Genomic DNA, 18,154 nt, shown 5'->3' on the forward strand with positions numbered 1-18,154 from the left:
GGGAGACGGCCGCATGACCGGTACCGGTACGCGTCACGACCGCGACGGAGCCACCCCACCCCAGCGCTTCGTCATCAGCTTCGCGGGCTTCAACCGGCCCTGGGCCGTGTGGATCGCCCACCGCCTGGAGGAGCACGGCCACCGCGTCGCCCTCCAGCGCTGGGACCCGCAGAGCAGCCCCGGCCTCACCGAAGCCCTCGACGACCTCGCCCGGGCCGGCGGCAAGGTCGTCGTCGTCCTCAGCGAGCGCTACTTCTCCGCCGGCGCCCACACCGACGAGGAGTGGAACGCCGCCCTGCGCACCGTCACCGCCGCCCACCCCGACAGGTTCGCCGCCGTCAGCCTCACCGACTCCCCGCTGCCCAGCGCCGTCGCCGCGCTGGAGAAGACCGACCTGTGGGGCCTGGACTCCTACGAGGCCGAGTACCGCGTGCTGCGCCGGCTGGACCTCCCCACCGACCGGATCGGCACCGAGAGCGGCCGCCGCGGCCCCCGCTTCCCCAACGACCCGCCCGAGGTCTGGGGCCGGGTACCGCGCCGCAACCCGCGCTTCACCGGCCGCAACGACGTCATCGGCCGGCTCCGGGCCGCCCTCACCGAAGCCCCGCCCGGCGCGTCCACCGTGACGCTGCTGGGCCTGTCCGGCGTCGGCAAGACGCAGGTCGCCACCGAGTACGCCTACCGCTTCGCCTCCGAGTACGACGTCGTCTGGTGGGTGCCCGCCGAGGACCGGCCCACCCTGCGCGAACGCCTGGCCGACCTGGCGCCCGCCCTGGACCTGCCGCGCGGCGCGGGCAGCTACGGCGAGCAGATCCGGGCCGTACTGGAGGCGCTGCGGCGCGGCACCCCGTACCACCGCTGGCTGATGGTCTTCGACGGCTGCGACCACCCCGACGACCTCACCGACCTGCTGCCCTCCGGCGCCGGCGACGTGATCATCACCTCCCGGAACCGCGAGTGGGCGGCCCGCCACACCAGCCTCGTCGAGGTCCCCCTCTACGCCCGGCCCGAGTCCCTCACCTTCATCCGCCGTCGGGCCGCCCGCCTCACCGGCGACGAGGCCGACCAGCTCGCCGACGCGCTGGAGGACTACCCCCTCGCCCTCGACCAGACCGCGGGCTGGCTCGCCGACTCGCCCATCGGCGTCGGCGAGTACCTCACCCTGCTCCAGCACCGGCTGGACTCGCACGAGGCCGTCACCCTCTCCGACGACTACCCGCTGCCCTTCCCGACCGCGCTGGCCATACTCCTCAACAACGTGCGGGAGAACTTCCCCGACGCCCTCGCCCTGCTCCGGCTGTTCGTGTTCTTCGCACCCGGCCGGGTCCCGCTGCGGCTGCTGCGCGAGTTCCCCGCCGACGACGTCCCCGAGCACCTCGCCGGCATCGTCAACGACCGGATCCGCTGGAACGCGGCCCTCAACAAGCTCGTCCAGTTCTCCGTCGTCCGCCTGGAGTACTCCGACCTCTCCGTGGAGGAGGGCGGCGGCCTGGAGACCGTCCAACTCCACCGCATGGTCCACAACATCGTCCGCGAGAACCTCGCCGAGGACGAGGCCGAGCAGCTGTCCCGCTCCGTCCGCCAGGTCCTCGCCGCCGCCGACCCCGGCCGGCCCACCGACTCGCGGCTCTGGCCCCGCTACGCCGAACTCATCCCGCACCTCGAACCCGCCGGCGTCCTGACCAGCTCCAACCCGCGCATCCAGAACTTCCTGCTGCACTGCCTGCGCTACCTGACCCTCGCGGGGGAGTACCGCACCTGCCTGCGCCTGGCCGAAACCACCGACCGCATCTGGCGGTCGACGCTCGGCGACGACCACGACCAGGTCCGCGAACTCAGCTACCACTACGGCGGCGCCCTGCGCATGCTCGGCCACTTCCGCCGCGCCGAAACCCTCGCCCGCACCGTCGCCGACCGGCTCGTCGCCGAACGCGGCGACCGCGACCTCGAAACCCTCCGCGCCACCAGCACCTACGCCGGGGTCCTCCTCGGCACCGCCAAGTTCGACGAGGCCCGCCACCTGCTGGAGCACGCCTTCGCGACCTACCGCGAACTCCTCGGCGAGGACGACTCCACCACCCTCAACGCCCAGAACAACGTCGCCGTCGCCCTGCGCCTCCTCGGCCGCTACCAGGAGGCCTACGACATCGACCTGGACACCCTGCGCCGCCGCGAACGCGTCCTGCGCGTACGGCACATCGCCACCCTCTCCTCCGGCGTCGGCTGCGCCATGGGCCTGCGCCTGATGGGCCGCTACCGCGAAGCCCTGGCCCGCCAGGAACAGGGCCTCAAACTCCACATCCAGGTCCTCGGCGCCAACCACCCGCAGACCCTGCGCGCCGAACACAACCTCGGCCAGTGCCTGCGCCGCTCCGGCGACATCCCCGGCGCCGGAACCCGCCTGCGCAGCGTACTGGAACGCTCCACCCGCGTCTTCGGCGCCGAGTTCCCCTGGACCCTGATGGTCGCCTCCGACTACGCGACCTACCTGCGCGAGTACGGGGACATCGAGGAGGCCCGGCGGATCTCCGAGGACGTCGTACGCGGCTACCAGTCACAACTCGGCCTCGCCCACCCGTACAGCATCGGCACCGTCGGCAACCTCGGGCTGGTCCTGCGAGCCCAGGGCGAACGCGCCGAAGCCCTCAGCCTCGCCGAACAGGCCCTCGTCGGCATGCGCGGCGCCCTCGGCGACCGGCACCCCTGGACCCTGGGCTGCGCCCTCAACGCCACCGGGCACCGCAACATCACCGGCCGGCTCGACGACGCCCTCGACCTCAGCCGCGAAACCCTGCGCGGCGCCGAACACGTCCTCGGCCCCGACCACCCGATGACGCTCAGCGCCCAGATCGCGCTCGCCGCCGACCTGCGCGCCGTACGGGAGGACACCGAGGCGTCCAAGCACGAGGACGCCGGCATCAAGGCCCTCACCCGCACCCTCGGCCCGCAGCACGTCCACACCGTGTCCGCCCGCCAACAGAGCCGCCCCTACTGGGACTTCGAACCCCAGCCGTAACCGGCCCACGGCCGGGAACGCCGGAAGGCCCGGCCCCCGAGGGGGCCGGGCCTTCCGCGCTTCGACGCTCCGGGCCGACTACGCCTCGAAGACCTCGTTCAGCAGGAGCTGCTGCTCCGCCTGGTGACGCTTCGCGGAACCGACCGCCGGGGACGAACCGTGCGGACGGGAGATCCGCCGCAGCCGCTCGCCCGCCGGGACCTCCGCGCCGACCGCCAGGTCGAGGTGGTCGATCAGGTTCAGCGCGATGAACGGCCACGCACCCTGGTTCGCCGGCTCCTCCTGCGCCCAGATGTACTTCGCCGCGTTCGGGAACTTGGCGATCTCCGCCTGGAGCTCCGCGCCCGCCAGCGGGTACAGCCGCTCGATGCGGATGATCGCCGTGTCGGTGATGCCGCGCTTCTCCCGCTCGGCCTCCAGGTCGTAGTAGACCTTGCCCGCGCAGAAGACGACCTTGCGGACCGCGTTCGGGTCCACGGTGGCGTCACCGATGACCGGACGGAACGAACCGGTCGTGAACTCCTCCGCCTTCGACGCCGCCGCCTTCAGACGCAGCATCGACTTCGGCGTGAAGATGATGAGCGGCTTGTGGTGCGGGTTGTGGACCTGCCAGCGCAGCAGGTGGAAGTAGTTCGACGGCAGGGTCGGCATCGCGACCGTCATGTTGTCCTGCGCGCACATCTGGAGGAAGCGCTCGGGACGCGCGGACGAGTGGTCCGGGCCCTGGCCCTCGTAGCCGTGCGGCAGCAGCAGCGTGACGCCGGAGGTCTGGCCCCACTTCTGCTCGGCCGAGGAGATGAACTCGTCGACGACGGTCTGCGCGCCGTTGACGAAGTCACCGAACTGGGCCTCCCAGAGGACCAGCGCGTCCGGACGGGCCAGCGAGTAGCCGTACTCGAAGCCCATCGCCGCGTACTCGGAGAGCAGCGAGTCGTAGACGTTGTAGCGGGCCTGGTCGTCCGACAGGTAGAGCAGCGGGGTGTAGTCCTCGCCGGTCTCCCGGTCGATGAGGACCGCGTGGCGCTGGCCGAACGTGCCGCGGCGGGAGTCCTGGCCCGACAGGCGGACCGGGGTGCCCTCCATCAGCAGCGAACCGAAGGCGAGGGTCTCGCCCATGCCCCAGTCGATGGTGCCCTCGTCGATCATCGACGCGCGGCGCTGCAGCTGCGGCAGCAGACGCGGGTGGACGGTGACGTTGTCCGGGATGTTGACCTGGGACTCGGCGATCCGCTTCACCACGTCCTGCGAGATCGCGGTGTTCACCTCGACCGGGAACTCCTGCGCGGTCTGCGCCGGCGTCACCGGGGCGCCGACGGCCGGAGCCGTGGCGGCCTCGCGGACCTCCGCGAAGACCTTCTCCAGCTGGCCCTGGAAGTCCTGGAGCGCCTGCTCCGCCTCTTCCAGCGTGATGTCGCCGCGACCGATGAGGGACTCGGTGTACAGCTTGCGCACCGAGCGCTTCTTGTCGATCAGGTCGTACATCAGCGGCTGCGTGAACGCCGGGTTGTCCGACTCGTTGTGACCGCGACGGCGGTAGCAGATGAGGTCGATGACGACGTCCTTGTTGAACGCCTGACGGAACTCGAAGGCGAGCCGCGCGATGCGGACCACGGCCTCCGGGTCGTCACCGTTCACGTGGAAGATCGGCGCCTCGATCATGCGGGCCACGTCGGTCGCGTACATCGACGAACGCGAGGACTCCGGGGCGGCGGTGAAACCGACCTGGTTGTTGATCACGACGTGGACGGTGCCGCCGGTGCGGTAGCCGCGCAGCTGTGACATGTTCAGCGTCTCGGCGACCACGCCCTGGCCCGCGAAGGCCGCGTCGCCGTGCAGCGCCAGCGGCAGGACGGTGAAGTCCGTACCGCCCTTGTTGATGACGTCCTGCTTGGCGCGGGCGACACCCTCCAGGACCGGGTCCACCGCCTCCAGGTGCGAGGGGTTCGCGACGAGCGAGACCTTGATCTGCTCCCCGTCCAGGCCCGTGAAGGTGCCCTCGGCGCCCAGGTGGTACTTGACGTCGCCGGAGCCGTGCATCGACTTCGGGTCGAGGTTGCCCTCGAACTCGCGGAAGATCTGCGCGTACGACTTGCCGACGATGTTCGCGAGCACGTTCAGCCGGCCGCGGTGGGCCATGCCGATGACGACCTCTTCGAGGCGGGCCTCGGCGGCCGAGTCGATGACGGCGTCGAGCAGCGGGATGACGGACTCGCCGCCCTCCAGCGAGAACCGCTTCTGGCCGACGTACTTCGTCTGCAGGAAGGTCTCGAAGGCCTCCGCCGCGTTCAGCCGGCGCAGGATCCGCAGCTGCTCCTCGCGCTCCGGCTTGGAGTGCGGACGCTCGATGCGGTCCTGGATCCAGCGACGCTGCTTCGGGTCCTGGATGTGCATGAACTCGACGCCGGTGGTGCGGCAGTACGAGTCGCGCAGCACACCGAGGATGTCGCGGAGCTTCATCATCGACTTGCCGGAGAAGCCGCCGACCGCGAACTCGCGCTCCAGGTCCCACAGGGTGAGGCCGTGCTCGGTGATGTCGAGGTCGGGGTGCTTGCGCTGCTTGTACTCCAGCGGGTCGGTGTCGGCCATGACGTGGCCGCGGACCCGGTAGGAGTGGATCAGCTCGAAGACGCGGGCGGCCTTCGTGACGTCGTCGTCGTGCGAGGCGTCGATGTCCCGGTTCCAGCGGACCGGCTCGTACGGGATCCGCAGCGCCTCGAAGACGTCGTCGTAGAAGCCGCTCTCGCCCAGCAGCAGGTTCGCGACGATGCGCAGGAACTCGCCGGAGGCCGCGCCCTGGATGACCCGGTGGTCGTAGGTCGAGGTCAGGGTCATGACCTTGGAGATGCCCAGCTTGTTCAGGGTGTCCTGCGAGGTGCCCTGGAACTCGGCGGGGTAGTCCATGGAGCCGACGCCCATGATGACCGACTGTCCGGGCATCAGGCGGGGCACGGAGTGGACGGTGCCCAGGCCGCCGGGGTTGGTCAGCGAGACGGTGACGCCCGTGAAGTCGTCCATCGTCAGCTTGCCGATGCGGGCCCGACGGACGATGTCCTCGTAGGCCATCCAGAACTCGAAGAAGTTGAGGGTTTCGGCCTTCTTGATGCCGGCGACGACGAGCTGGCGGTCGCCGTTGGGCTTCACCAGGTCGATCGCGAGACCGAAGTTGATGTGCTCCGGCTTGACCAGGGTCGGCTTGCCGTCCTTCTCCGCGAAGGAGTGGTTCATGACCGGCATGGCCTTGATCGCCTGCACCATCGCGTAGCCGATGAGGTGCGTGAAGGAGATCTTCCCGCCCCGGGCGCGCTTGAGGTGGTTGTTGATGACGATGCGGTTGTCGAACAGCAGCTTCACCGGGACGGCGCGGACGGAAGTGGCCGTCGGCACGTCGAGGGAGGCGTTCATGTTCTTGGCGACGGCCGCGGCCGGGCCGCGGAGCGTCACCAGCTCGGGGCCCGTGGGGGCCTCGGCGGAGGGCGCGGCCTTCTGGGCGGCGGGAGCGGCAGCCGGAGCTGCCGGGGCCTGAGGGGAGGGCGCGGCCGGTGCGGCGGCCGGGGCCTGGGAGGTGACAGTCACAGCAGGGGCACCAGAGGGGGTGGCAGGAGCAGGGGCAGGAGCTGACGCGGGCGTGGGCGCGGCGGAGACCGGGGCGGCGGCGCCCGCCGCCCCCGTGGCGGCGTCGGCGGCCTGCGGGCCCCGGGCGGCGGGAGCGGCGGCCTGTGCGGAGGCGCCGTCCGTCGTCGTGGGCTTCTCGGGACTGTCCGACTTCACCGGAGCGACTGCGCCCCCGGGCTTGTAGTCGGCGAAGAAGTCCCACCAGGCCCGGTCGACAGAGTTCGGGTCCTGGAGGTACTGCTGATAGATCTCGTCGACGAGCCACTCATTCGCACCGAAGCCTGAGGCAGGGGTCTTCCCACGCTCTGCTGTTTCGGTCGTGGTGCTCGGGTTACTGGGGGACTGTGGCGACACGGCGGCAACCGCCCTCTTCCGCTTCACAAGGTATGGACAGCGGTGATAAAGGCTACGCCTCCCCGGCCACCCAATGCAGGCCGGGCGGGACTTCCGTCGTGCAGGTCACATCGAACGGCGGGTTTCGCCGCTTGGAATGGCGGGAAACAAGCGCGGTTCGGGTAGCCGACAACCAGGTTGCGGCCTCCGTGGCTTCGCACCCCTGACGACCCCGGGCACATGTGGCCGAGATCATGTCCTTCCCACTCGAACCCTACGTCAAGACGCCGCCGGTGAGCTGCCCGGAAGAGTGACAAGGATTCGGCAACCTCGTGACGATTCGGCCACGCCGATCGCGCCGCCGTGCAGGCCCACGGCCCACTGGGCGATCGCCAGCCCCAACCCGGTGCCGCCGTCGCCGCTCCGGGCGGCCCCCCGGTTGAAGCGCTCGAAGACCCGGTGCCGCTCGGCCTCCGGTATGCCCGGACCCTCGTCCACGACCTCCAGCTCCAGGCTCCCCGGCTCCTCCCCGGCCCGCGCCCGCACCGTGACCCGGCCGTGCGGCGGACTGTGCTTGACCGCGTTGTCGATCAGGTTCGCCACCACCTGGTGCAGCCGCTCCGCGTCCGCGTACGCCGTCAGCACCGGCGGGAACACGTCCAGGTGCAGGTGCACGTCATTACGGGTGTGCCCGCCCGACCCGGTCGTCAGCCCCGGCCGCCCGGCGGCCGCCAACCCCGACTCCTTCAACACCCCCGACAGGTACGGCCACACCTCGAAACGGCGCGCCCGCAACGGCACCACCCCGTTGTCGACCCGGGACAGGTCCAGCAGCGTCTCCACCAACCGGCCCAGGCGCTCCGTCTGCTTCAGCATCGTCCGCATGGTCTCCGGATCGGCGGCCGAAACCCCGTCCACCACGTTCTCCAGCACCGCCCGCAGCGCCGCGATGGGCGTCCGCAGCTCGTGCGAGACGTTCGCGACCAGCTCCTTGCGGTGCCGGTCCACCGCCTCCAGGTCGTCGGCCATCAGGTTGATCGTGGTGGCCAGGTCGCCCAGCTCGTCCCGGCGGCCCGCCCCGCGCACCCGGCGCGTGTAGTCCCCCTGGGAGATCGCCCGCGCCACCCGCGTCATGTCGTCCAGCGGCGCCGTCAGGCCGTGCGCCACGAACTGCGTGATCAGCATCGAGGCGATCACCGAGAACACCGTGATGAACCGCAGCTCGGTGTCGGTGCGCAGCGCCACCAGCAGCAGCCCCGTCGTGATGAACACCGAGACCACGACGAGCGTGCCCAGCTTCGTCTTGATGGAGAACGGCGAGTACGGCCGCAGCCCGCCCGCCGACCGCCCGGCCGGAGCCCGCGTACCGGGCCGGCGGCCGCCCGGCCGACGCTGCGAGGTGCCGCCGCTCATGCCTGGGCCGGGGTCTCCAGGGCGTACCCGACGCCGTGGACCGTACGGATCCGCTCCGCCCCGATCTTGCGGCGCAGCGCCTTGATGTGACTGTCGACCGTACGGGTCCCGGACGCGTCGGCCCAGTCCCACACCTCGGCCAGCAACTGCTCCCGGGACAGCACCGCCCGCGGGGTCCCCGCCAGGCACACCAGCAGGTCGAACTCCGTCGGCGTCAGGTGCACGTCCTCCGCCTGCACCCGGACCCGGCGCTGCGCGTGGTCGATCTCCAGGTCGCCCAGGCGCAGGGTCGCCCCGCGCGGGGCGTGCGCGGCCAGCGTGGCCCGCTCCACCCGCCGCAGCAGTACGTGGACCCGCGCCGCCAGCTCCCGCATGGAGAACGGCTTCGTCATGTAGTCGTCGGCCCCGACCCCGAGGCCCACCAACATGTCGGTCTCGTCGTCCCGGGCGGTCAGCATCAGCACCGGAACCGGCCGCTGCGCCTGGACCCGGCGGCACACCTCCAGCCCGTCGAAGCCGGGCAGCATGACGTCCAGGACCAGCAGCTCGGGCAGCCAGCTCTCGGCCGCGGCGACCGCCGCCGGACCGTCGTACGCCGTCTGCACCTGGAAGCCCTCGGCGCGCAGCCGGGCCGAGATGGCGTCGGCGATGGTGCGGTCGTCCTCGACCACGAGCACGCGCCGTTGGGCGCCCGGGGTGGCCGCGGCGCCCGTGTGGGTGGTGTGTGTCTGTTCCATGTCCCGCCCCTGAAGATCCCGCGTGATGGGGTGCAGCGTAGAGGAGCCACCGGCCTGCGGCTATGCACGGTTCGGACAGGGAGCACCGGGACGCGACCACCGCCGCGGCCCGTCGCGGGGGAGGCGGGGGCCGTGCGCGCGGCCCTTCCCGGGCCCCGGGGGTCCCGCCCGGCGGCCGGCCGCCGGTGACGTACCTCTCACCGGGCGGGGCCGTGCGTCAGGGTGACGGCTCGAAGGGCGGCAGTCGGTCCAGGACCGTCGTCAGGCCCGGGGTCAGCGAGGACTGGTCGGAGCTGACCTCCGTGCCACCGTGGACGAAGGCGTACACGAAGCCGTCGTAGACGGGCCGGTCGGCCGTCGCGACCCGGGGCAGCCGCGGCAGATCGGCCTCCCGGAGCGCGCCGCGCAACGCCTCCAGCGCGGCCGGCGCCAGCTTCCCGGCTCCCTCGGGGCGGCCCTGCCCGTCCTGGCGGGCCCAGGAGCCGTCGCCCTCGACGACCAGCGTGTGGGTCCGGCCGGCGTAGCCGCCGGTACGGGAGACCCGCAGCAGGGTCGCGGTGGCGGGGGGCGGGACGCTGCTCGGGGAAGGTGCCCGGCCGGCGGTGGGGGCGGCCGGGGCGCTCGCGGCGGGCTTCGGGTCGGGGACGGCGCCCGGATCCGGGTCCGCGCCCGAGGCACAGCCGGCGAGGGCCGCTGCTCCCAGCACCAGCACCAGCACCCGCACCCGCACCAGCGGCGCCGGCGACGGCGACGCGGTGCGCGCCGGTCGTGCCGGTGGCCTCGTCCTTCGGAACGCTCGCACACCCACCTCCGCGGGTCTCGGCCCCGACCCCGAGTATGGAGTGCCCACCGCCCCGTCCGAAAGCATCCGGAGGCCGTCATCCGCCGCATCGCCCCCTGGCGCGTGGTCCCCGCGACCGTGGCCCTGCTCCTCGGCCTGTGGGGACTGCGGCGCGGCCCCGGCGGCGGCAGCATGTGGCGCGACGAATCCGTCACCTGGCAGGTGGCCCACCGGCCCCTGACCGGCCTGTGGGAACTCCTCGGGCAGGTCGACGCCGTCCACGGCCTGTACTACCTGCTGATGCACGGGGTGTTCGCCCTCGGGGACGGCGGCCCGTGGGCGCTGCGGCTGCCCTCGGTCGCCGGCACGGCCCTCGCCGCCGCCGGAGTGGCCGCGGTCGCTCACCGGGCGGCGGGCGAGCGGGCCGCGCTGTGGGCCGGAACCGCCTACGCCGTTCTGCCGCCCGTGCAGATGTACGCGCAGGAGGGGCGCTCGTACGCGCTCGTCGCGGCCGCCGTGATCTGGGCGACCCACCTGATGCTGCGCGGGCGGTGGACCGCGTACGCGGTCGTGCTGCTCCTCGGCTGCTGGCTGCACGAGTTCGCCGTCCTCGCGCTGCTCGCCCACGCCCCGGTCGCCCGGCACGCGCGCGGCTGGCGGTGGAGCGCCGCCGCCGTCCTCGCCGGCCTGCTGCCGCTCGCGGTGGTCAGCGCCCGGCAGGCGCAGCAGCAACTGGGCTGGCTCGGCCGGCCGTCGTGGCAGGACTGGGCGGCGTACGGGGTCCTCACGGCCGCCGTGCTGCTGCTCGCGCGGAAGGCCCCGGCGGGCGAACGGGACCTCGTACGGGTCGCCGTGCCGCTCGCGCTGCTCCCGCCCGGGCTGCTGATGGCCGTCTCGCTCGTCCACCCCTGGTACGTCGACCGGTACGTCCTCTACTCCCTGACCGGCCTCGCCCTGCTCGCCGGGGCGCGGCTCGCGCGGGCGCGGGGGGTGGTGCCGTGGCTGCTGGTGGCCGTGCTGGCCGTGCCGTTCGGGATGTGGTCGGCGTGGCTGCGGACCCCGGACAGCCGCAAGGACGACGTCCTCGCGGTGGCCGCCGCCGTCCGGGAGCGGGCCCGGCCGGGGGACGCCGTCTTGTTCATGCCGTCCCGGCGGCGGGAGTGGCTGCTGTCCTCGCCCGACGCGTACGAGGGCCTGCGCGACGTGGCCCTGGACCGCGGCCCGGCCGACTCGCGCAGCCTCCAGGGCACCGAGCGCACCGCGGCCGCCGTCCGCGCCGCGCTGGCCGCCTCCCCCCGGGTGATCGCCTTGCTGGACCCGGCCGGCCAGCCCCTGGACCCCTACCCGCACGAAGCCGCCAAGCGCGAAACCCTGGCGTCCTCCTTCACCCTGTGCTCGATGACCCCGGTCCGCGGCGCCCGCATCGCGGTGTACGCCCGCCCGGGCACCTGCGACTGACGCGGGGGTGCGCCGGAGGGGGGCGGGTGCCGTCCGGGCCGGGGAGGGTGTCTGCGGGGGCGCGCGCGTCCCGGTCCGCGCCGAGGAGGCCACCCCCGGCTCGGCCCGGCGGAACCCGGGGCGGCGCCACCCGTGCGTCCCCGGGCCCGCGCCGCGGGGCGGCGGTACGGCGCCGGCCGCCCGGGCCGACTCCGGGCGGTCGGGGCCCGGTTCGGGGGCGGGGACCCGTCCGGGCGGGGTGGGGGCGCGGGGCACCGGTGCTCGGGGTTGCCGCCGGCCGGTGCGGTCGGCGGTGGTGGCGCCGGGGTGGGGCGGTGTGGGCGGGGGGAGGGGGGCAGGGTGCGGAGACGGCGGAAAACTGCGCGACCGGGCGGGCGTTGGGCGCGAGGATGACCCGGTCATGCCGTGCGGCGGCCCTGTTCCGTCGCCGTGTCCCGCCGAGCCTTCGGAGTTGCCCATGCCGCCGTCAGCGGAACCCGTGCCCACCCCTCCCGCCGCCCGGGCCGGCGTCGACGCGTTGCCCGGGCCCCTCGTCGGGGCGGGATGGGTCGAGGAGCGGCTCGGTGGGAGCGGGCTGGTGCTCCTCGACGCCTCCGTCGGGGCCCACCGGGGAGCGGAGCGTCGGATTCCGGGAGCGCGGCCCTTCGACCTCGACGGTGCCCTGTCCGACCACACCGCCGCCGCCCCGCACACGATGCCCGGTCCCGAGGAGTTCGCCGCGGCGATGCGCGGCCTCGGCGTGGACGACACCGACACCGTGGTCGTCTACGACGGCGCCGGGATCTACTCCAGCGCCCGCGCCTGGTGGATGCTGCGCTCGATGGGCTTCGACCGGGTCGCCGTCCTGGACGGCGGCCTACCCGCCTGGACGGCCGCCGGCCTGCCCGTCGAGGAGACGGCGCCCGCGTACGACGGCCCGCCCGGCTCCTTCACCCCCCGGCCGCGCCCCGGGCTGGTGGTGGACGCCGACACCGTCGCGAAGGCCCTGACCGACCCCGCCGCGACGGTGTTCGACGCCCGCACCCGGGGCCGCTTCGCCGGAACCGCCCCCGAGCCGCGCGCGGGCCTGCGCGGCGGCCACATGCCGGGAGCGGTGAACCTCCCCTTCGGGGAACTCCAGCGCCCCGACGGGCTGATGCTCCCCGAGGCCGAACTCCGCGCCGCCTTCGCGCCGCTGACCGGGAGCGCCGAGCGGCTCTACTTCAGCTGCGGATCCGGGGTCACGGCCTGCGTCCTCGCCCTCGGCGCCTCGCTGGCCGGGTACCGGGACCTGGCGGTGTACGACGGCTCGTGGAGCGAGTGGGGCGACCCCGCCGGTGGCCGCCCGGTGGCACCCGCCACCCCACCGACCGGCTGACCGAGCCCGCGAACGTGCACCCCACCCCCACCCCCGCACCCGAACCCGCCCCCACCGGCCCGAAGCCGTGCGCACCGGCGGTGGCCCCGCCCCTCGGGGACGCGCCCGCCGGCGGATGCGGGGGAGCGCCCCGGCTCCGAGGATGGGAGGCGGTGCGCCCGCTGCCGGGTGTCCGGCGGCGGGGCCGGCCCTGCCTCGGGGACCCCGGCTCCCGGTCCCGGGCCCGCTTCCGAAGCGGCCCGCCATGGTCCCGTCCGCCCCCCGGGGGGATAGCCCCACCCCCGGCCCGGGTACCGGCACCAGCGTGGTGGGCGGGGGCGGTCGACAGACTTGACGCATGGCATCCGACACCGCATCAGCCCTGCTCGCCCGTAAGACGGTCGGCGCCACGGCCGCCGCCGTGCTGCTCCTGCTCGCGGGGTGCTCCCTCGACGACATCGGGGTGAAGACGTCCACCAAGTCCGTCGCCGCCGACGCCACCGTCACCGAGGCGGTCACGGCCGTCGAGGTCGCCGACGGGCGGAGCGGTTCCGTCGAGGTGACGGCCGGCGCCGGGCCCGGGGTCGTCGTCCACCGGACCGTGCACTACCGCGGGGACACCGCGCCCGTGCCGGGGCAGCGGGTGACGGACGGGGTCCTCACCTTCACCACCGGTTGTTCGGAGACCTGCTGGGTCGACTACCGCCTGGAGGTTCCCGCCGCCGCGAAGGTCAAGGTCGGCAGCAGCAGCGGCCGCATCACGGTGACGGGCGTCGCGGCCGCGGAGCTGACCTCGGATTCCGGGGACGTGCGGGCCGATCGGATCGCGGGCCCGTTGAAGGTCCGTACGTCCTCCGGCTCGATCAACGCCGCCGACCTGGCCGGCCCGGAGGCCGACGTCCGCTCCGAATCCGGCGACGCCCGTCTGGGCTTCAGGGCCGTCCCGGTCTCGGTGAGCGCCGTCACCACCTCGGGCGACGTCACGCTGCGCGTCCCGCGTGCCCCGTACCAACTCTCCGGCTCCAGCACCTCCGGCGACCGCGACATCACCCTGCCCCACGCCCCCGCCGCGCCCTCCCGGCTGCGCCTCGAAACGACCTCGGGCGACATCGAGGCCTCCGCCCTGACCTGAGGCTCCGGGGCCGACCCACCGAGCGGGGCAGCGCCCGGACCCGACACCCGGACGTCCGTTCGCCCCCGGCGAACGGGGGGTGGGGAACATTGGGGAGCTCACGTGCATTGAGTCGGCAAAGCTCAAGTTCACTGCCGGAGGGAACATCATGGCTTCGACGTCCGTATCGCTCACCCTGCCCGTGCTGCCGCTGGACGACGAAGTCGTGCTGCCCGGGATGGTCGTTCCGCTGGACCTGTCCGACGCCGAGGTGCGCGCCGCCGTGGAGGCCGCGCAGGCCGCGGCCGGGTCGGGGAGCGGCAAGCCCCGGGTGCTGCTGGTGCCCAGGATCGACGGGACGTACGCGGGCACCGGCGTGCTCGGCACCGTCGAGCAGGTCGGCCGGCTCTCCGACGGGGACCCCGGCGCCCTGATCCGGGGCCGGGGCCGCGTCCGCATCGGCGCCGGGACCACCGGGCCGGGCGCCGCCCTGTGGGTGGAGGGCGAGAGCGTCGACGAGCAGGAGCCCGAGCCGCTGCCCGGCGCCGTCGCCGAACTGGTCACCGAGTACAAGGCGCTCGCCACCAGTTGGCTCAAGAAGCGCGGCGCCTGGCAGGTCGTCGACCGGGTGCAGCAGATCGAGGGCGTCTCCGCGCTCGCCGACAACTCCGGCTACTCGCCGTTCCTGACCGTGGCCCAGAAGGTCGAGCTGTTGGAGACCGTCGACCCGGTCGCCCGGCTCCGCCTCGCCGTCCGCCGGCTCAGCGACCACCTCGCCGAACAGGACGTCGCCGAGTCCATCGCCAAGGACGTGCAGGACGGGGTCGACAAGCAGCAGCGCGAGTTCCTCCTGCGCCGCCAGCTGGACGCGGTCCGCAAGGAACTGCGCGAACTCAACGGGGAGAACGGGGGGAAGGACGGCGAGGAGACCGACGACTACCGGGCCCGCGTCGAGGCCGCCGACCTGCCCGAGAAGGTCCGCGAGGCCGCGCTCAAGGAGGTCGAGAAGCTCGAACGGTCCAGCGACCAGAGCCCGGAGGGCTCCTGGATCCGGACCTGGCTCGACACCGTCCTCGAACTGCCCTGGAACGAGCGCACCGAGGACGCCTACGACATCCGCGGCGCCCGCGCGGTCCTCGACGCCGAGCACGCCGGGCTGAGCGACGTGAAGGACCGCATCACCGAGTACCTCGCCGTGCGCAAGCGCCGCGGCGAGCGCGGCCTGGGCGTCATCGGCGGCCGCCGCGGCGGGGCCGTACTGGCCCTCGTCGGGCCGCCCGGTGTCGGAAAGACCTCGCTCGGCCAGAGCGTCGCGCACGCCATGGGCCGCGAGTTCGTCCGCGTCGCCCTCGGCGGCGTACGGGACGAGGCCGAGATCCGCGGCCACCGCCGGACCTACGTCGGCGCGCTGCCCGGCCGGATCGTCCGCGCCATCAAGGAGGCCGGGTCGATGAACCCCGTCGTCCTCCTCGACGAGATCGACAAGGTCGGCTCCGACTTCCGCGGCGACCCGGCCGCGGCCCTCCTCGAAGTCCTCGACCCGGCGCAGAACCACACCTTCCGCGACCACTACCTGGAGGTGGAACTGGACCTGAGCGACGTGGTCTTCCTGGCCACCGCCAACGTCCTGGAGGCCGTCCCGGAGGCGCTGGCCGACCGGATGGAAATCGTCCGCCTCGACGGGTACACCGAGGACGAGAAGGTCGTCATCGCCCGCGACCACCTCCTGCCCCGCCAGCTGGAGCGGGCCGGACTCGCCGCCGACGAGGTCGCCCTGGAGGACGCGGCGCTGCGCCGGCTCGCCGGCGAGTACACCCGCGAGGCGGGCGTGCGCACCCTGGAGCGGTCCCTGGCCCGGCTGCTGCGCAAGGTGGCCGCCCAGAACGAACTGGGGGAGCGGGACCTGCCGCTCACCGTGGGCCCCGACGACCTGCGGGGGCTCATCGGGTGGCCGCACCACGTCCCCGAGTCCGCGCAGGACCCGGCCGAGCGGCGCACCGCCGTACCCGGCGTGGCCACCGGCCTCGCCGTGACCGGGGCCGGCGGGGACGTGCTGTTCGTCGAGGCCTCGCTCGCCGACCCCGAGACCGGGGCCGCCGGGCTCACCCTGACCGGCCAGCTCGGCGACGTCATGAAGGAATCGGCGCAGATCGCGCTCAGCTTCCTGCGCTCGCACGGCGCCGAACTGGAACTGCCCGTCGCCGACCTGAAGGACCGGGGCGTCCACATCCACTTCCCGGCGGGCGCGGTGCCCAAGGACGGCCCCAGCGCCGGCATCACCATGACGACGGCCCTCGCCTCGCTGCTGTCCGGCCGGCAGGTCCGCACCGACGTGGCGATGACCGGCGAGGTCTCCCTGACCGGACGGGTCCTGCCCATCGGCGGGGTCAAGCAGAAGCTGCTGGCCGCGCACCGGGCCGGATTGACCACGGTGATCATCCCGAAGCGGAACGAGGCCGACCTGGACGACGTCCCGGCCGAGGTACTGGAGGGGCTGGAGGTGCACCCGGTGACGGACGTACGCCAGGTCCTGGAACTGGCCCTCGCGCCCGCGGAGGTCTCCTTCACCAAGGCCGCCTGACCGGCCGCCCGACCGAGGGCCCGACCGACCCTTCTGCCGGCCGCCCGACCGAGGGCCCGGGAACCGCTCCGGCGGGGCCCCGGGCCCTCGCCGCGTCCGCTGCGAAATACTGGGGCCCCGCGCCGCGGGTCTCGAACAAGGGGTCGGCGGCGCCCCGGCGGCGCCCACGGGCCCAGCCACAGAAATGCCACACACCACCGATGGGAGCGGACGTGCACGGAAGCGAAGACCAGGAGTTCCTCGCCCTGGAGCGGGAGCTGTCCGTCTTCCTCCGGCGCGCCCGATCCTCCTCCGGGGAGATGGCCCGCGCCCTGCACCCGGAGCTGGAGCCGGCCGCCTACGGACTCCTCGTCCGGCTGGAGGCGGCCGGCCGGCAGCGGGCCACCGAACTCGCCGCCTACTTCGGGGTCGGCAAGGCCACCATGAGCCGCCAGCTGCGCGCCCTGGAGGTCCTGGGCCTGGTCGCCCGCGAGCCGGACCCCGCCGACGGCCGCGCCTTCCTCGTCGGACTCACCGAGGAGGGCCGGGAGCGCTTCCTGCGGGTCCGCGGCGCCCGCCGCGAGCAGTACATGCGCAAGCTGGCGGACTGGGACCGGGGCGAGGTCGCGGAGCTGGCCCGACTCCTGCGCCAGCTCAACTCCGGCGAGGAGTAGACCCGCACGCCGCGCACCCCCGCGCAGGCCGTCCACCCTCCCGCACGCCGTGCACCCCGCGCACGCCGTAACCCGCGCACGCCGTACCCCCGCGCACCCCCCGCACCCGACCCCGACGGACGGCGCGCCCGGCCGGCCGGCCCCGCCCCGCTACAGCTCCGCGTAGACCGCCGAGGCGTCGTCGTGCCGCTTGTACCGGGCTGTCGGGCGCAGCGGATCGGACTCGATCTCCCGTACCCGCCCGATCAGTCCTTCGGCGCCCTCCTTGCGCAGCACATCCAGGCAGGCCGCCCAATCGCCCTCCCCGAACGTGTCCGTCCAGCGGCTCGCCCCGTCCGTGAGCGCGGCCACCGCCACGACCTCCTCGCGCGGGGTGCGCCCGGTGACGGCCCGGCCGGCGGCCGCCGGGTCCGCGGCCGCCGTCCAGAAACCGCCCTCGGCGTTGCGCAGCGCGTCCGTCGCCGCGACCGACGCCAGGACCTCGCGCGGGATCCGGTCCAGCCGGTCGTCGAGCACCGCCGCGACCCCGCCGTCCGCCCCGCGGAGCAGGAGCACCGAGTCCGACAGCACGAGGTGTTCCACCCAGGACCCGTCCCAGCGGGCCATCACGACCGTCGCCTGGGGGGTCCGTACGTGAGAAAGGTCACAGGATTCCCGGTGGGCGTCGGCGGTGTCGGCGATGGCCCGCGCCAGGATCCGGTCCAGCGGCATGTCCCGCCGCGATCCGGACAGTTCGGTCAATCGGCCGCCGAGTCGCGCCGAGAACCACGGCACGCCGTGCACGCACCCGTCGCCGCCGCCCGGCGGGGTGACCCCGTCCAGCACCACCAGGACGCCGCCGCCCGCAGCGGGCGCCGAGGCCGACAGCCAGTCCTCATTGGGGCGTTCCGGGTCGCCGGGGGCCGTGGCGAGGTCGATGCGCATGGGGGCATTCTGCCCGCCGGGGCCGCCGCGGGACCCCGGCGTGAGCCCCCGTGCGCCAAGAGGTCCGTACCAATGCGAGGGAGGGGCGCCCGCCATCGACGGCCCACCCGTCGGCGGGTCCGCGCGATGTGGGCGGGCATAGTGCCAAAGCCCGGCTCGATCTTTCAACCACCTGTCCACGGGCGGCCCCTGGCACGGG

At 73.8% G+C, this 18,154-nt stretch carries 11 protein-coding genes; 6 read left to right on the plus strand and 5 right to left on the minus strand.

Annotated features, from left to right (window positions below; translation table 11 throughout):
- Window positions 1–13: 13 nt before the first annotated feature.
- Window positions 14–3,016, plus strand: coding sequence for an FxSxx-COOH system tetratricopeptide repeat protein (fxsT, locus tag ACZ4XJ_RS18500; RefSeq protein ID WP_362880655.1), 3,003 nt, complete (start codon window positions 14–16; stop codon window positions 3,014–3,016).
- Window positions 3,017–3,094: 78 nt separating this feature from the next.
- Here fxsT and ACZ4XJ_RS18505 read toward each other — a convergent pair whose 3' ends face one another.
- The 4 genes from ACZ4XJ_RS18505 to ACZ4XJ_RS18520 form a co-directional block, all read right to left on the minus strand.
- Complete coding sequence (locus ACZ4XJ_RS18505; RefSeq protein ID WP_362877005.1) at window positions 3,095–6,982, minus strand: multifunctional oxoglutarate decarboxylase/oxoglutarate dehydrogenase thiamine pyrophosphate-binding subunit/dihydrolipoyllysine-residue succinyltransferase subunit; 3,888 nt, start codon at window positions 6,980–6,982, stop codon at window positions 3,095–3,097.
- A 258-nt stretch (window positions 6,983–7,240) separates the two neighbouring features.
- Window positions 7,241–8,374: a HAMP domain-containing sensor histidine kinase gene (locus ACZ4XJ_RS18510; protein WP_362877004.1), complete on the minus strand. Its 1,134-nt coding sequence runs from the start codon at window positions 8,372–8,374 to the stop codon at window positions 7,241–7,243.
- Complete coding sequence (locus tag ACZ4XJ_RS18515) at window positions 8,371–9,111, minus strand: response regulator transcription factor (protein WP_362877003.1); 741 nt, start codon at window positions 9,109–9,111, stop codon at window positions 8,371–8,373. Before ACZ4XJ_RS18515 ends, ACZ4XJ_RS18510 begins: the two co-directional genes overlap by 4 nt.
- 217 nt (window positions 9,112–9,328) lie before the next feature.
- Window positions 9,329–9,835 carry a hypothetical protein gene (locus tag ACZ4XJ_RS18520; RefSeq protein ID WP_468496748.1) on the minus strand — a complete coding sequence of 169 codons (507 nt, stop codon included), beginning with the start codon at window positions 9,833–9,835 and terminating at the stop codon, window positions 9,329–9,331.
- Window positions 9,836–10,015: 180 nt separating this feature from the next.
- On the opposite strand from ACZ4XJ_RS18520, the gene ACZ4XJ_RS18525 reads away from it, so the two are divergent.
- The 5 genes from ACZ4XJ_RS18525 to ACZ4XJ_RS18545 all read left to right on the plus strand — a co-directional run bounded on the left by ACZ4XJ_RS18525 (window position 10,016) and on the right by ACZ4XJ_RS18545 (window position 17,031).
- Window positions 10,016–11,350 carry a glycosyltransferase family 39 protein gene (locus ACZ4XJ_RS18525; protein WP_468496749.1) on the plus strand — a complete coding sequence of 445 codons (1,335 nt, stop codon included), beginning with the start codon at window positions 10,016–10,018 and terminating at the stop codon, window positions 11,348–11,350.
- Window positions 11,351–11,807: 457 nt separating this feature from the next.
- On the plus strand, window positions 11,808–12,707 hold the full coding sequence (locus ACZ4XJ_RS18530; RefSeq protein ID WP_468496750.1) for a sulfurtransferase: 900 nt from the start codon (window positions 11,808–11,810) through the stop codon (window positions 12,705–12,707).
- A 337-nt stretch (window positions 12,708–13,044) separates the two neighbouring features.
- Window positions 13,045–13,818: a DUF4097 family beta strand repeat-containing protein gene (locus tag ACZ4XJ_RS18535; RefSeq protein WP_362876999.1), complete on the plus strand. Its 774-nt coding sequence runs from the start codon at window positions 13,045–13,047 to the stop codon at window positions 13,816–13,818.
- Between the two features lie 148 nt (window positions 13,819–13,966).
- Window positions 13,967–16,378 carry an endopeptidase La gene (gene lon, locus ACZ4XJ_RS18540; RefSeq protein WP_468496751.1) on the plus strand — a complete coding sequence of 804 codons (2,412 nt, stop codon included), beginning with the start codon at window positions 13,967–13,969 and terminating at the stop codon, window positions 16,376–16,378.
- 200 nt (window positions 16,379–16,578) lie between these two features.
- A complete protein-coding gene (locus ACZ4XJ_RS18545) occupies window positions 16,579–17,031 on the plus strand; it encodes a MarR family winged helix-turn-helix transcriptional regulator (RefSeq protein ID WP_383986649.1) in 453 nt (150 codons plus the stop codon).
- A gap of 150 nt (window positions 17,032–17,181) precedes the next feature.
- Here the strand turns inward: ACZ4XJ_RS18545 and ACZ4XJ_RS18550 are convergent, their stop codons facing one another.
- Window positions 17,182–17,955 carry a protein phosphatase 2C domain-containing protein gene (locus ACZ4XJ_RS18550; RefSeq protein WP_468496752.1) on the minus strand — a complete coding sequence of 258 codons (774 nt, stop codon included), beginning with the start codon at window positions 17,953–17,955 and terminating at the stop codon, window positions 17,182–17,184.
- Window positions 17,956–18,154 lie beyond the last annotated feature (199 nt).

The sequence above is a fragment of the Streptomyces sp. NPDC029836 genome (genome assembly GCF_055574495.1).